The organism is Formosa sp. Hel1_33_131, assembly GCF_001735745.1.
GTDB lineage: Bacteria > Bacteroidota > Bacteroidia > Flavobacteriales > Flavobacteriaceae > Hel1-33-131.
Map to the genome: position 1 here is coordinate 2,149,918 of NZ_CP017260.1, position 14,426 is coordinate 2,164,343.

At 35.4% G+C, this 14,426-nt stretch carries 18 protein-coding genes; 9 read left to right on the forward strand and 9 right to left on the reverse strand.

What is annotated here, in order from left to right; genetic code table 11:
* Positions 1–9 precede the first annotated feature (9 nt).
* On the forward strand, positions 10–396 hold the full coding sequence (locus FORMB_RS09900) for a nucleoside triphosphate pyrophosphohydrolase family protein (protein WP_069677299.1): 387 nt from the start codon (positions 10–12) through the stop codon (positions 394–396).
* A gap of 3 nt (positions 397–399) precedes the next feature.
* Here the strand turns inward: FORMB_RS09900 and FORMB_RS09905 are convergent, their stop codons facing one another.
* Positions 400–1,452 carry a branched-chain amino acid aminotransferase gene (locus FORMB_RS09905; RefSeq protein WP_069677300.1) on the reverse strand — a complete coding sequence of 351 codons (1,053 nt, stop codon included), beginning with the start codon at positions 1,450–1,452 and terminating at the stop codon, positions 400–402.
* Between the two features lie 113 nt (positions 1,453–1,565).
* On the opposite strand from FORMB_RS09905, the gene FORMB_RS09910 reads away from it, so the two are divergent.
* The 6 genes from FORMB_RS09910 (at position 1,566) to trhA (ending at position 6,247) form a co-directional block, all read left to right on the forward strand.
* Positions 1,566–2,063, forward strand: a complete 498-nt coding sequence (locus tag FORMB_RS09910) for a DUF4920 domain-containing protein (protein WP_069677301.1) — start codon at positions 1,566–1,568, stop codon at positions 2,061–2,063.
* Positions 2,064–2,065: 2 nt separating this feature from the next.
* Positions 2,066–2,749 (forward strand): tRNA (5-methylaminomethyl-2-thiouridine)(34)-methyltransferase MnmD, encoded by a 684-nt coding sequence (gene mnmD, locus FORMB_RS09915; RefSeq protein ID WP_069677302.1) that lies wholly within the window; start codon positions 2,066–2,068, stop codon positions 2,747–2,749.
* A gap of 93 nt (positions 2,750–2,842) precedes the next feature.
* Positions 2,843–3,754: a TIGR01777 family oxidoreductase gene (locus FORMB_RS09920; protein ID WP_069677303.1), complete on the forward strand. Its 912-nt coding sequence runs from the start codon at positions 2,843–2,845 to the stop codon at positions 3,752–3,754.
* A 146-nt stretch (positions 3,755–3,900) separates the two neighbouring features.
* A complete protein-coding gene (locus FORMB_RS09925; protein ID WP_069677304.1) occupies positions 3,901–4,437 on the forward strand; it encodes a nucleotide exchange factor GrpE in 537 nt (178 codons plus the stop codon).
* A gap of 31 nt (positions 4,438–4,468) precedes the next feature.
* The gene (gene dnaJ, locus FORMB_RS09930) at positions 4,469–5,584 is read left to right on the forward strand and encodes a molecular chaperone DnaJ (RefSeq protein ID WP_069677305.1); all 1,116 of its coding nucleotides are present in this window, start codon (positions 4,469–4,471) and stop codon (positions 5,582–5,584) included.
* A gap of 21 nt (positions 5,585–5,605) precedes the next feature.
* Entirely contained in the window at positions 5,606–6,247 is a 642-nt protein-coding gene (gene trhA, locus FORMB_RS09935) for a PAQR family membrane homeostasis protein TrhA (RefSeq protein ID WP_069677306.1), read from the forward strand.
* Here trhA and FORMB_RS09940 read toward each other — a convergent pair.
* The 4 genes from FORMB_RS09940 to FORMB_RS09955 form a co-directional block, all read right to left on the reverse strand.
* Positions 6,203–6,889 (reverse strand): tetratricopeptide repeat protein, encoded by a 687-nt coding sequence (locus FORMB_RS09940; RefSeq protein WP_069677307.1) that lies wholly within the window; start codon positions 6,887–6,889, stop codon positions 6,203–6,205. The two genes, trhA and FORMB_RS09940, sit on opposite strands and share 45 nt — an antisense overlap.
* A gap of 144 nt (positions 6,890–7,033) precedes the next feature.
* Positions 7,034–7,861 carry a hypothetical protein gene (locus FORMB_RS09945; protein WP_069677308.1) on the reverse strand — a complete coding sequence of 276 codons (828 nt, stop codon included), beginning with the start codon at positions 7,859–7,861 and terminating at the stop codon, positions 7,034–7,036.
* 190 nt (positions 7,862–8,051) lie between these two features.
* Positions 8,052–9,029: a DUF6624 domain-containing protein gene (locus FORMB_RS09950; protein ID WP_069677309.1), complete on the reverse strand. Its 978-nt coding sequence runs from the start codon at positions 9,027–9,029 to the stop codon at positions 8,052–8,054.
* A gap of 21 nt (positions 9,030–9,050) precedes the next feature.
* Entirely contained in the window at positions 9,051–9,518 is a 468-nt protein-coding gene (locus FORMB_RS09955; RefSeq protein WP_069677310.1) for a Dps family protein, read from the reverse strand.
* A gap of 304 nt (positions 9,519–9,822) precedes the next feature.
* On the opposite strand from FORMB_RS09955, the gene FORMB_RS09960 reads away from it, so the two are divergent.
* Both FORMB_RS09960 and FORMB_RS09965 read left to right on the forward strand, forming a co-directional pair.
* Positions 9,823–10,893 carry a methyltransferase gene (locus FORMB_RS09960; RefSeq protein WP_069677311.1) on the forward strand — a complete coding sequence of 357 codons (1,071 nt, stop codon included), beginning with the start codon at positions 9,823–9,825 and terminating at the stop codon, positions 10,891–10,893.
* A gap of 620 nt (positions 10,894–11,513) precedes the next feature.
* Positions 11,514–12,509 carry an IS110 family transposase gene (locus FORMB_RS09965; protein ID WP_069677312.1) on the forward strand — a complete coding sequence of 332 codons (996 nt, stop codon included), beginning with the start codon at positions 11,514–11,516 and terminating at the stop codon, positions 12,507–12,509.
* Positions 12,510–12,531: 22 nt separating this feature from the next.
* Here the strand turns inward: FORMB_RS09965 and FORMB_RS09970 are convergent, their stop codons facing one another.
* The 4 genes from FORMB_RS09970 to FORMB_RS09985 all read right to left on the reverse strand — a co-directional run bounded on the left by FORMB_RS09970 (position 12,532) and on the right by FORMB_RS09985 (position 14,175).
* Positions 12,532–12,921 (reverse strand): hypothetical protein, encoded by a 390-nt coding sequence (locus tag FORMB_RS09970; RefSeq protein WP_069677313.1) that lies wholly within the window; start codon positions 12,919–12,921, stop codon positions 12,532–12,534.
* Between the two features lie 119 nt (positions 12,922–13,040).
* Entirely contained in the window at positions 13,041–13,385 is a 345-nt protein-coding gene (locus FORMB_RS09975) for a hypothetical protein (protein WP_069677314.1), read from the reverse strand.
* A 152-nt stretch (positions 13,386–13,537) separates the two neighbouring features.
* Positions 13,538–13,825 carry a hypothetical protein gene (locus tag FORMB_RS09980; protein ID WP_069677315.1) on the reverse strand — a complete coding sequence of 96 codons (288 nt, stop codon included), beginning with the start codon at positions 13,823–13,825 and terminating at the stop codon, positions 13,538–13,540.
* A gap of 14 nt (positions 13,826–13,839) precedes the next feature.
* On the reverse strand, positions 13,840–14,175 hold the full coding sequence (locus FORMB_RS09985) for a hypothetical protein (protein WP_069677316.1): 336 nt from the start codon (positions 14,173–14,175) through the stop codon (positions 13,840–13,842).
* Positions 14,176–14,426 lie beyond the last annotated feature (251 nt).

Below are 14,426 nucleotides of genomic sequence, written 5' to 3' on the forward strand. Positions count from 1 at the left end.
CACACACATATGAAATCTAAAATAAAAGCAGTTCAAGAATTCCACGAAGCCTTCAAAATTGGCTATAGTACCATTCAAAAAGCCGATTTAGGCACTGCGAAAAACACCCTTCGTTTTGATCTAATGAAAGAAGAAAATGAAGAATATTTAGAAGCTGCCAATAACAACGATATGGTAGAGGTTGCCGATGCCTTAGGGGATATGCTTTATATTCTTTGTGGGACAATTATTGAGCATGGAATGCAGCACAAAATAGAAGCTGTTTTTGAGGAAATTCAACGCAGCAATATGAGCAAATTAGGCGAGGATGGTCAACCTATTTACCGCGAAGACGGAAAAGTACTGAAAGGTCCTCATTATTTTAAGCCCAATATCCAAGAGATTTTGGAGTCTTAGAATTTATACGTTTACAGTCCAGCCAAATAAATCTTCCGCTTTGTTTGTTTGAATGTCCATGATGCGTTTTTTTAATTGCAACGCCACTGGGTTTTCAAGTTCTGGCAAGTCGTAATCGGTATCTTTAAATCCAAAAGTCGCAATTGGAGAAATAACGGCGGCCGTTCCTGCACCAAACATTTCTTTTAAACTGCCGTTTTTAGAGGCTTCGACAATTTCGGTGACGGTGAATTTTCGGACTTCAACCTTAATACCTTCGTCTTTGGCAATGTCAAGAATACTTTTTCTTGTGATGCCATCCAAAATTCGGTCACTCGTTGGTCCTGTGATAAGCGTATCGTTAATTCGAACAAATATATTCATCGCGCCTGCTTCTTCAATATATTCATGCGTATTGTCATCCGTCCAAATCACTTGGTCATACCCTTTGTCAATCGCTAATTGCGTGGGGTAAAACTGCCCAGCATAATTACCACCTGCCTTTGCATATCCTACACCTCCATTTGCAGAACGGGAATAATTTTGTTCAATAAGTACTTTAACTTTTCCTGCAAAATAGGCTCCCGAAGGGGCTGTGCAAATCATAAATTTATAAGCATCTGCTGGAGAGGCATGGAAGCCTTCGCCTGTAGCAAAAATGATAGGTCTGATGTATAGTGAGCTTCCGTCCTGTGTAGGAATCCATTGTTCGTCCACCTTAAGCAATGCTTTTAAGCCTTCCATAAATACCGCTTCTGGTAATTCGGGAATTGACAAACGTTTGGCAGAAATATTAAAACGTTTAAAGTTTTCATCCGGACGAAACAACCATGTTTTTTTGTCCGTGTCTTTATAAGCCTTCATTCCTTCAAAAATAGATTGTCCGTAATGAAAAATCTTTGCAGAAGGCATTAATGAAATCGGTTGAAAAGGTACAATTTCAGGAGTGCTCCAGGCACCATTCTTATAATCACAGACCAACATATGGTCAGAAAAAACGGTTCCAAATCCAAGATTTTTAAAATCAATGCTATCGATTTTTGATGTGGTTGTAGGAGTTACTTTGATTGTATTCATTTGTTGGCTTTAAACATTTCGTGCCTACAAATTTACAGAAATAAATGTTTCGACAATATCATTCTTTCAAAACTTCTTATATTTATGCGTTATTTAAAATTTAAACCAAACAAATGAAAAACAACCTTCTAATATTTATAGCAATCCTCTCATTACATTCCTGTAAGCAAAAGGCAGAACCGGCACAGTCCCCCATACAAGTGGACTCGACCGTCTATGAGGAGTACGGCGCTGCTTTGGATGCACAATCGGTACTTCCAATGAACGAATTAGCAACTTCATTTTTAACGATGAAAAAAACAGATACTTTGTTCACGAAAGTACAGGGGACAATCAAAGAAGTATGTGCCAAAAAAGGTTGTTGGATGACCCTTGATTTGGGCGACGAAAAAGACCTCATGGTCCGTTTTAAAGATTATGGATTTTTCATGCCTTTGGATGCGAAAGGAGATGTAATTATCAATGGATTCGCTACTATTTCAGAAACTTCTGTCGAAGATTTAAAGCATTATGCCGAAGATGCAGGTGCCTCAGAATTGGAAATTGAAGCCATTGTAGCTCCAGAACTCACCTATAGTTTTGAAGCGGATGGTGTGCTTTTAGCAAATTAGTTTTGAAACGAAGTATTATTACCACTTCAGATGGTTCAAAAACCATTCAAATTGAAGATTGGGACGAGCAATACCATTCCATTCATGGCGCCATTCAAGAATCGCAACATGTGTTTATTAAAACAGGATTGCATCATTTTCTGAATTCATACAAGCCAACAGCTGTTCATATTCTTGAAATTGGATTTGGAACTGGGCTCAATGCATTTGTGACGGCTTTAGAAGCGCAAACGCAGGGCGTTCAAATTCACTATGAAGGGGTCGAAGCATATCCTGTTTTGGCAGAAGAATTGTCGCAATTAAATTATGCATCTCTAATCGATCCAGATCAACAAACTGTTTTTGATGCATTACATGAGGTTTCTTGGGAAGAATTACATTCTGTTATTTCTCATTTCTCCTTAAAAAAACGACAACAGTTTTTCACAGATATAAAAGATGAAAATGCATTTGATCTCATTTATTTTGATGCGTTTGGTGCACGGGTTCAACCGGAGTTATGGACAGAACCTATTTTCAGAATCGTGTTTAATGCCTTAAAAAATAACGGTGTTTTAGTCACTTATGCAGCCAAAGGCAGTGTGCGTCGTGCGATGCAGGCCGTCGGATTTGTGGTTGAACGTTTGGAAGGTCCCCCAGGAAAACGGGAAATGTTAAGAGCTACCAAACCTTCAGAAGGTTGTTAGTGTTTCCCTAATTATGAGGGTAGGAAGCTTAAAGTATTGTTAAACCTATCTCAATTCATTTTTTTAGAAGGTGTTATCACTAATTTTGTGAGGATGGGACAAACACTATTAATTACTGGAGCTACTGGATTGGTAGGAAAAGCGTTGGTAAAACAATGCTTAGCCGATGGCTATACGGTACATTATTTAACCACTCGGAAATCCAAGATGGAGTCTCAAACAAACTACAAAGGATTTTATTGGAATCCACAAGAAGATACAATCGATGTTGCTTGTTTTGAAGGGGTAGAAGTGATTCTTAATTTAGCAGGATCTTCCATTGCCCAACGTTGGAGCAATGCAAACAAAGCATCTATTCTGTCCAGCCGAACAGAAGCATTGGCTTTGTTGCATTCAAGTATTGAAACCCATAAATTTACTGTCAAACATATCATTTCTGCAAGTGCGATTGGAATCTATCCAGATTCTAAAACACGTTATTACGACGAAAAATTTCAAGGAACAGACGCCAGTTTTTTACGAAGCGTTGTGAAGTCTTGGGAAGGCAGTTTAAAACCTTTTCAGTCTCTCGATGTCAAAACAACGGCTTTGCGCATTGGAATTGTATTGGATACGCATGAAGGTGCATTGCCTAAAATTATGGGGCCGATTAAAAACTATTTCGGTGCCGCTTTAGGTTCTGGAGATCAATGGCAATCTTGGATCCATATTGATGATTTAGTGCGTTTATTTATGTTTGTATTGGAATCAAAATTAGAAGGGGTTTACAATGCCGTGGCACCAAATCCTGTACAACAAACAGAACTCACAAAATTAATCGCTAAAATCCTTCAGCGTCCGTTGGTATTGCCCAATGTTCCTGAGTTTGCCCTCCAACTCATGTTGGGCGAAATGCGTGCCATTGCATTGGAAAGTCAACGCGTTTGTGCCGCTAAAATTCAAGAGGCAGGTTTTAAGTTTAACTACCTAGAACTTGAACCCGCTTTAGAAGATTTGATTGCCTAAATCGGTCGTTTGATTACAAATACTATTTTAAACAAGCTTAGATCACAAAAATACTTTGTGACATTTTGACATTTTATTAATAATGGCAGTACTTTTGCCATTGGTTATAAAACAAAAATTAATCACCCAACGCGTTTATACATACGATGAGTAAAAAAGATACCAAAGTGGAAGTAGAACTTCCAGAAGAAAATACAGCAAATGAAACGGCTACAGAACCAACTGTTGAACTTTCCGTAGAGGAACAATTGACAGCCGATTTAGCACAAGAAAAAGACAAGTTTTTACGTCTGTTTGCCGAGTTTGAAAACTACAAGCGACGTACGACAAAAGAGCGGATTGAATTATTTTCTACGGCAAGCCAAGATGTCATCAAGGCGTTGTTGCCCGTAGTAGATGATTTTGACCGTGCCTTGTTAGAAATGTCTAAAAGTGAAGCGACTGAACTTTCAAAAGGCGTAGAGCTGATTAAAAACAAATTATCTTCGACGCTTGAGCAAAAAGGGTTGGAGCTTGTTGAGGTTCGTTCTGGAGATGTATTTAATGCAGACAACCATGAAGCAATCACCCAAATTCCAGCTCCAACAGAAGATATGAAAGGAAAAATCATTGATGTGATTGAAAAAGGTTACAAGCTAGGGGATAAAGTGATTCGTTTTCCAAAAGTAGTGATTGGAAACTAATTTAATTAAGATATAAAAGTACAATACCGAAATGGCAAAACGCGATTATTACGACATATTAGGCATTAACAAAAGTGCCTCTGCTGCAGAGATAAAAAAAGCTTACCGAAAAATGGCAGTCAAATATCACCCGGATAAAAATCCAGATGATAAAACAGCTGAAGATAAATTTAAAGAAGCTGCAGAAGCTTATGAAATATTAAGTGATGCTGACAAAAAAGCACGTTTTGATCAATATGGTCATCGAGCGTTTGAAGGTGGTCACGGCGGTGGTGGTGGTCACATGAATATGGATGACATCTTTAGTCAGTTCGGCGATATTTTCGGCGGTGGTGGCGGAGGTGGTTTCGGAGGTTTCGGTGGCGGACAACGTCAGCGAGTGATGAAAGGCAGTAACCTTCGTATTCGTGTGAAATTAACCCTTGAAGAAATTGCGAACGGTGTTGAAAAGAAAGTCAAAGTCAAACGAAAAACCCAAGCTAAAGGAGTGACGTACAGAACCTGTTCTACTTGTAATGGACAAGGGCAAGTGACGCGAATCACCAATACCATTTTAGGACGTATGCAAACCGCATCTCCATGTAATGCTTGTGGCGGTACGGGACAAAGTATCGACAAACGCCCTCCAAATTCAGATTCGCAAGGATTTGTGGTGGAAGAGGAAACAGTTTCCATAAAAATACCGGCTGGTGTTGTTGATGGCATGCAGCTAAAAGTGACAGGCAAAGGAAATGCCGCTCCTGGGAATGGGATTTCTGGCGATTTATTAGTCGCTATTACAGAAGAAACCCATCCAACCCTACAGCGTGAAGGGGATAACTTGCATTATGATTTGTATGTGAGTTTGCCTGATGCAATTTTAGGATCGTCTATTGAAATTGATACCGTGACTGGCAAAGTCCGTTTGAAAATTGAAGCAGGGGTACAGTCTGGTAAAATACTACGTCTTAGAGGGAAAGGAATTCCAAATATCAATGGCTATAGCCGTGGCGATTTGTTGGTGCATATCAACGTGTGGACACCAAAAACCTTGAGTAAAGAACAAAAATCCTTTTTCGAAAAAATGAAAACGGATGAGCATTTTTCACCAAAACCAGAAAGCTCGGATAAATCGTTTTTTGAAAAGGTGAAGGATATGTTTTCTTAGGGAATTTAAGCACTGACACGTATGAGTGAAAAATTAAATCACCACTATTCTAAAAAAGAGGAACGATTGAATGTCATCACCCATGCATTTGGACTTTTGCTAAGTGTTGTTGGATTGTGTTTTCTAATCCTTAAATCCTTTCACTATGAGGGCTTTTGGAAACCTGCGAGTCTCGTCATTTACGGATTGAGTTTAGTTATTTTATACGCAGCCTCCACGTTTTACCATGCTGCTAAAGACCCTCGCCTCAGAAGAAAACTGAATATTTTTGACCATGCAGCCATCTATGTGTTGATAGCAGGAACTTACACACCCTTTACCATACTCGTTTTAGAAGGATCGTTGGGTTGGATTATTTTTGGGTTCACGTGGACGTTTGCGCTTATCGGAATAATCTTAAAACTGTTTTTTACAGGACGGTTTGACAAACTCTCCACAGCTCTGTATCTTTTGATGGGCTGGCAAATTATGTTTGTAATCAATCCGCTGATGGAACGTTTTACAACCGAAGGCTTACAACTCTTATTTGCAGGAGGCGTCTTTTATACGATTGGAGCAGTCCTGTACTCCATAAAAAAACTTCCCTACAACCACGCTATTTTTCATGTGTTTGTGGTGCTAGGAAGTGTGTGTCACTTTTTTAGTGTTTTGGGGGTTGTTTAGGTTTTTTTTTATGAGTTTGTCTAGCCATTTTTTTCTTTCGTTAACAACTCCATATTTTCGTTTCCTTGGATTCCAAAGTTCATTTGTTTGAGCAGTAGCATTTTCTTCAGCGAGATTGCTGTAAAATTCAGATTTTAGTCTGTCTCCTTTATATTCATAAATAACGGATAGAACCGAGAAAGCTATATATTTTTGTATTGGGAAAAATATTCCGTTTTCTTTTAATTCTAGTGTAAGTATATTTTCCACTTCACTATATAAATCGTACCTTTCTGTTCGTACAACAGTTTCTGAAAAATTCAAATATGCAGTCGTTTTTACGTTAGGAAATTCTTTTTCAAAATTCAAGGCTTGGTTAAAATATTCTATAGCCTTGTCGTAATTTTTATAGGAAGCATAAATTTCTCCTAATGAATTTAAGGTTTGACTTTTATTTAATTTATCATCAGGGTATTCTGTTAGTATTTTATTCAAAAGAATTTCAGCTGCTTGAAGTTGTCTTTTGCCTTTTGTTCGTATTAGTTCTATTGCCTGAATTTTCAAATACTGTGCTCGACCATCTTTTCTAGCTCTTTTAAGTTTAACAAAAAACTCTGTTTCATCTTTTTCAGTCCACGTTTTTCTTCTAAACCACTCATTCATAGTGTTTTATTTAAAATTTATCGGTCAAATTTACCAAACCTTCTACTAGCGTTTGTTTAGTGGTTTTAGTTTTTAGATCTAAAATGTTCTGGAGTATTTGCTCGAGCTAGCTTGTGCAACGATTACTATTGTTGTAACCAGTTTTTATTTCAGATAACTACCAAAATATTTATTTACTGTATCTAAATCATATTTATCTTCTCCTCTCCAATATTCAGCGAAAGTCCAGTCATTCTTTCCTCTAATGGGTCTGTCGTAACTTTTGGGTTTTAGTATTCCAATTGCTGCTAAAATTTCAATCAAAACTTCCCTTTCCGTTTTACTTGATTTTAGTGTATCTTTTAGTCTTGTTTCTAACTTTCCGGGATAATCATTTGCACCAGAGGTTTCAATAGTTCTTAGAATGTTTTTTAAAATATCAACATCCTCTTTCAACGGTTCTTGAATTTGTTCTCTTTCAAACTGTTGTAAATCAAATAATATATATACTAAATCTCCGTGTCGAATACCTCCCCACTTTAACCTTTCAAAGTTAAGTACGTTTAAATCTTGTTCTTCGTACTTTTCATCTCCAATAACACCATATTGTACTTCCTTACAAATTTCACAAGTGTAGGAATGAAATTTAGGCTTTCCATCCACATAAGAAGTTCCTGATATAACTGGCGAATATTTGTGTTTTGTAAACTTATTAGCTAAAAAATAAGTTGATAATGAAGAACGTAACTCAAGTCTTTTTGAAGAAAGGCTACTTAGAAATGCTTTAGAAATGTTTTCTATACTAATTTTATCCTTAATGAGTATAATTTTTTCTATGCATTCATTGTGACTAATGTTTAAAGGTTCAAACATCAAGCCCTTTGATTTAGCATATTCAAAATCCTCTTTTGATAGTTGTCTATCTTTAGAGTCAACCCAACCATTTTCCCAAAATGATTTAAATAAAATCTGTTTTGCTTTTTTATCTAACATTATTTTCTACTTTACTTCAACTAGTGTTGTTTATCCTTTATATTTTTTGTCGAGGGTCACAATACGTCTTATATCAGCGTGTATTGTGTCACTCTTTTTTCTAAGCATTTTGCTTGTGCTTTCTGGTTTTAGTGTTCTCAATTTGTACCATTCATGCAAGTGTTATGCTAGCAACCACAGATAAACTTAGTTAGTTTTCTTTTTCAGCTTCCATTTTTTTGACTCTCTCTTTATGTTTTTCAAGATCCCATGTAAAACCAAAACGTCCCACATAATCAGCAAGGGGTCCAAGTCCAACTTCAGAGCGTTTAACATCTACATTTTCTGGGTCAATTAATGGTGCTACATATTTTTCTTTTGTGTCTTTATCTGTATGTATTTGACTTCCATAAATTTGTCGTTTACCTTGCCTTAATGCAACTCTATCTTCTAAAAGAGCCAAACTACTTCCGCGTGCATTTCCTTTAGTGACGGCTTCTCTCATCATTGGTAAATATTTAAGTTGAGTTTCAAGGTCAGAATGTTGAATCACCAAGAATAGTGTATTATTGCCTTGCCGACCAATGATGTCGGTACCTAACCAACCTCTTTCATTAAGGATTTTTTCAATTTTGATGAGATTTATAGAATCTTTCTCACCTATAATTTTCCAATGTGCTTTCATCTCTTCTGATTGTCTGCCATATTTTTCTTTTATTTCTCCAATTTGCCTTCTATAGCTTTGATCTTCTTTGAAGATTAAGTCAAGAGTAGCAACCAAAGGTTTGTCTAAATCTTTTTCTGCGATTTCTTTATTTTTTGTAACAATACGGATGACTTCTTCCCATCTTTTGTCTGAATGCAGTGAGTTTAAATCTGAATCTGTCGTAATATGTCCAAGATTGGTGTAGTTACCATTTTTAGCAATTTTAAATAATTGAACAAATGAAGCATCAATGTTATTTGCTAAAGCCCATGAACAAGCAGCGTTATATCGGTCTCTTCCTTTTTCAGTACTTTTCATACCAACTAATGCTTCTGCATATTTTTCACCCGATTTTAAATATTCTTTTGAGTCGTATAAATCCCATGCTTCTTTGATTAATTCAGAATAGGTCTGTTTCTCTTGACCAAATGTTTGATTAAACATTAAAAGCCCAATGACTGTAATTAAAATTCTTGTTTTCATGTCTTTGTTTTTATTGTTTTTTTAACTCAAATAAGAATTCAGCATCCACAATGTTTTTTCAGTTTGAGAAATGTAATCACTCATTAAACTGACGGTTCCTTCATCGTCTGTATTTGAGGCAAGGGACAGAATGGCTCGTTCCTTAGCGATCAAAATCTTAAAATTATTTATAATAATTTCAACCCCTTTTTTTCCGTTGACAATGTTTTTTTCTTCCTTTATTTCAGCCGTTTGTAGATAGTCTGAATAGGTGTGAAACGGTTCTCCTTCAAGTGTTAAAATACGTTCTGCAATTTCATCTACTTTTAGTACAGCATCATTGTAAAATTCTTCAAACTTAACATGCAGTTCGAAGAATTCTTTCCCTTTGATGTTCCAGTGCAATCCTCTTAGGTTTTGGTAAAACAATTGGTAGTTTGCCAATAAGTCATTTAATTCTCGACTCAGTTCAGTCGCTTTTTCTTTGTCTAATCCAATGATGTTTTTCATGTGTTTATATTTAATTTGTTAAATCCCTCTAATCCTCGCTTAAATAGCGTTGAAAACGGTTTAAAATTTACAATAAAAATATCTTACTCTTGATTCAATTAGTTCTGAAGAAATAGATTTGGGATCTAAATCTGAGATAAATTTAAGAAAATAAAATTGTATTTCAAATTAAATCAGAAATTTAACGTTTGCTAAATTCAATTCCTACGATTCGATCTTCTAGAAGATCGCTATAGAATGGAGTTTAAAAAAGTATCTTTGTCGCAGTTGTATTTTTCTTATACGACGCTACTAAAAACGCCACATGATTACAATAAACGATATAAATAAGCCAACTCCCATTACGAGTTCAAAAGCACAATTAGAGTTGTTCAATCGCTCTTCAGATGTGAAAGGGACGATTCGATCTTTAGAATCGGGAAGGCCCGTATTGATTACCGCCTTTTACAGCAATGGACTGACACTTTTGAAGGAGTTGCAAACCCATCTAAAACGAAAATTCTCAGGAACTTCTTTTAAAGAACAACGTGCTTATAGAGATGCATATCGAAAATTGTCCAAGCTTATTTTAATCGAAATTGCAGATCATAAATTGGTCGTTAAAAAAGCACCTTCTATTGGTTGGCTAGAAACATTTTATCCAGAAGCCAGTGAATTCTTGTTGCCTTTCCCTAAAGTTCAAGGATTGAACAGTGCGTGGCAGTGGTACCAAAACGGGATTACGGTTCCCGTATTGCGAAATAAAATACATCCCTATTACGGGACGTATTTCCCAACCCGTTTTGACCATTTGATTCTTTTTGACAATTGGCTAAAACGGTACGAAGGTCCTAAAAAATCCGCCATCGATGTAGGAATTGGAAGTGGTGTTTTGTCCTTTCAGATGGTGAAACACGGCTTCCAAAAAGTATTTGGAACCGACACCAATCCCAATGCGATTGTAGGGCTCAAAGAATTTATGGGCGACACAAAGCTGTCTCGTAAAGTAGAACTCGATTTTGGATCTCTTTTTGGAAAATGGGAAAAACCCAGCGAGTTGATTGTTTTTAATCCTCCTTGGTTGCCAGCAGCTCATAACTTAGATAAAAATGACGAAGCCATTTATTACAACGAAACGCTTTTTCCTAAGTTTTTTGAGGCGGCCAAACAACGCCTCTCTTCAGATGGAAAATTGGTTGTGATATTTTCTAATTTAGCGCAAATTACAAAGGCTACAACCGATCATCCTATTGAAAAAGAACTTGCCAGTGGTGGTAGATTTCAATTGGAAAAATGTCTTAAAAGACCTGTTAAAGTTGCTTCCGACAAAACCAAACGCGACCAACATTGGCGTGCGTCCGAAGAAGTAGAGCTGTGGGTGTTGAGGCATTTGTAGGTTGTTCTATGTCACCACGCTAAAGCGTGGCGCTAGCTGGCGTTTACGGTCTATTTTTAAGACACTGTGTTTACTGTTTTTTATATTTATTTCGATTAATCAACCACAAACTAGTTCCAAAAAATGTGAAATAAAATAGGAAATCCCAAACACTAAATTCACCATTTTTAAAATAATGAAATGCTGACATTCCAATAGCATACCCTATTCCACATAGAAAACTATTTTTTATGTTTTTCTTGTTCATATTTAAAAATTTAATTCCCCATTTGCGTAAAGTTTGACTTCGTCGAATCTTCGATTTCCCGACTTTGAGTTGTTTGTTTAGTGTTTCCAGTATTCAATTTTCTGTTAGCATTCAAAACGGATTCTCTATATTTTTTTATTTATGTTGCGCGAAGTCGGGAGACTTTGCCTTTAGATTTACATTTTAGAAAATAACTATTATCTTGTTAATAAAAAAGAATGGGGTGAACTTTAGACTTTGCTAGCTACAGAACTATGTTGCGTATTAGTCCCCATTCTTTTATTTCGATTACAAAAGGACCAAATAGAATTTCAATCAGCCTCATTAAAGGTTTTAGTCAATGTAATCATTTTATTAACTTAATAACAAAAGTATGAAAATTAAAGAAACAATTGGCATTGATGTTAGCAAGCTTACTATTGATGTGACCGTCCATTCAAACAAGGCTTATTGTAAGTTTGAAAACACAGTAAAAGATTTTAAAAAAATGGTGAACTGGGTATTTAAACAAAGTCCTTTCAGTCCTGAAAATGTATTATTTGTCTTTGAACATACCGGACTTTATTCTCACAGATTAGCTGTTTATTTAACCAAGGAGAATATTTCTTTTTCGATGGTCCCTGGTCTTGAAATAAAACGTTCTTTAGGAATTGTAAGAGGAAAAGATGACAGGGTTGACTCTCGCTCAATAGCCCGATATGGATATAGATTGAGAGATGAAATAAGTCCCTGTAAATTACCCTCAAAAGAATTAAAATCACTGAAAACACTTTTAGCATTAAGAGAAACAAAAGTAAAACAAAGGTCTGGTGATAAAGCTTTACTGAAGGAATACAAGTTAGTTTACATCAGAAAAGACAACGAAATTGTATTTAAAATTTTAGAAAAAAGCATTAAAAGTTTATCCAAATATATTTCTGAAATAGAGCAAGAAATGGACAAAGTTGTTAAAAGTGATCAAGGGTTGAAAAACCAATATGAATTAGTAACAAGTATCAAGGGAGTCGGCCCACAGATAGCACTTTATACCATTGTTTTAACAGAAGGATTTACAAAATTTAAAACACACAGACAATTTGCTTCCTACTGCGGAGTAGCTCCATTTCCAAACGTTTCAGGAACCAGTATCAGAGGGAAAACAAAAGTGAGCAACCTAGCCAACAAAAAGATGAAAAGCTTGTTGGATTTAGGGGCTAAAGGATCCCTGCAATATAACTTAGAAATAAAAACCTTTTATGAAAGAAGATTAGAGCTTGGTAAAAGCAAAATGAGTACTATTAACATAATTAGAAATAAGCTAATAGCTAGAATGTTTGCTGTGATTAAAAGAAATTCACCTTACGTTGATTTTATGAAATATGCAGCTTAAAATTAATTGAAATTTTATTTGTTTAAGTCATAGAATACGCAGCGGGTTTTATTTCAACTGTAATTTCTTTTACTCCTTCTTCAGGAGGTCCAAATCTTAATACAGCTTCCGCTCCATTTAAAAAACGGGTTTTTTCTAATGTAGATTTAATTCCCTTAAATAATAATTCTGCATTTGGCCCGTACATATATAAAGATCCATCACTATTATCTATAGCAACCTCGTGTCCATCAAATTCACCCAAATTATTTTTCTCAATAATAGTTCTGAGTTCATCACTTAATTCGTAAATTTCATCCATTCCTTTAATTCCATTGTTGAAATAAATAATAACTGCGTGTTCAATTTTCTGTTCATTTGTTTTAGAAACTGAATTCTTGTTACTTCCGAAAAGTTTATCTAAAATCCCCATTGTTTTTTATGTATATATATTTATTGATAATTTTTAGTTTGAATTCATTTTTTATCCCGCTAAGTCAGGAGGCTTTGCGGAGCTGGGTTCTGCCGCTAAAGTCAATTTAATTTCTTCTTTCATTTTGCAGCCATTAATTTTCCATATATCTTTTTTCGTTCGGATTCGGTTTTTGCATTGTCGAATAAGTCAAATGCTCCGAACCAATATAGTCTTTCATTCATTGTCATTCCACCAATTCCATCAATTGCAGAGTTTTTAAATTCAGTCCACATTCCATAAACTTTATCAAAGTCCGTTAGCTTTATAATCCAAGTATTTCCAAGAAAACGTTCGATATTTTCCCCTAATTCAATCGCATTTCTTTCGTCAGTTTTCCAGCCTTCTAAATTATCAGCTAGTTTTTGAATGGAATCTTCTTTTGAAATTTTCCGAATGTTATTTGCTAACTCGTCTAAATTCATTTTCTGCGGTCAGTTTGGGTATTATTTACAACGTGTTGCAGCTATGGCACGTGGCCGTTTGCTACTCAAGTTTATGTTGATTTATTGTACTTTCAAATTTACTACATCTTTTCATTAATGACCCTAACGCGGCCATGTGATATTAGGTGCTGTTAGCAACTGACTTTATTTAATTTCTCCTTTAATTTTCTTATTTCTGCAATCAGTTTTGGTATGTCTTGTTTCGCATTTGCTACAAAATTCAAATCTTCATTATTTCCATCCGATAAATAAAGATCATTTCCTCTTGATAAATTTTCGTAATCATCAGCATCTTTTACGCCAATCATTATAAAGTCGTCACCACAAGTATGAGTAATTCCTTCAATCATAGGTATCCAGGGTCCTTTGGTTCCAGATAGACACCTTTCCTCTATTTCCTTTAATTCTTCTTCTGTCATATTAAAATAGGACTTTATTGTTTTAAAGCTTGATCTTGATATTTTTCAACAAACTCTTTTGCATCATTCATGTTGTCAGGATATTTTGTATAATTCTGGTAACTGGTTATCTCTCCTTTTGAATTCCTATTAATAGTTTCCCAAACGTGGTAATATCGAAATCCATTTTCCACCAAATACTTAACAACTTCCCATTTCTTTTTTTCAGTTTGCTTCGGTGGTTGAAATAAATGATATAATTCAGTCATTGGATTTTCACATTGAGGACAAATCGATTTATTTTCTTTCTCCAAGTTTATTGGTCGATTAAAAGCTTTTCTGCAATCTAAACATACTTTCTTGTATCCCATGTTTTTTAAGCTTGTTGCTAACTCGTTATATGGAGAACAAACCTCCTATTTATACGTCTCTATTTCCGGATAACAGGAACTTTTGTTCTCGTTTATCATTTTTCATTTTTTGTATTCATAACCTTAAGTTTATAGAAATTAATTCAACAACTATGCTGCTCAATTAACTTTTAAAAACATCACATACTCACACAACACTGTATAAATACAGCACTCTAATATCTTACTAAAAAGTTGAATTGGTTAAAATG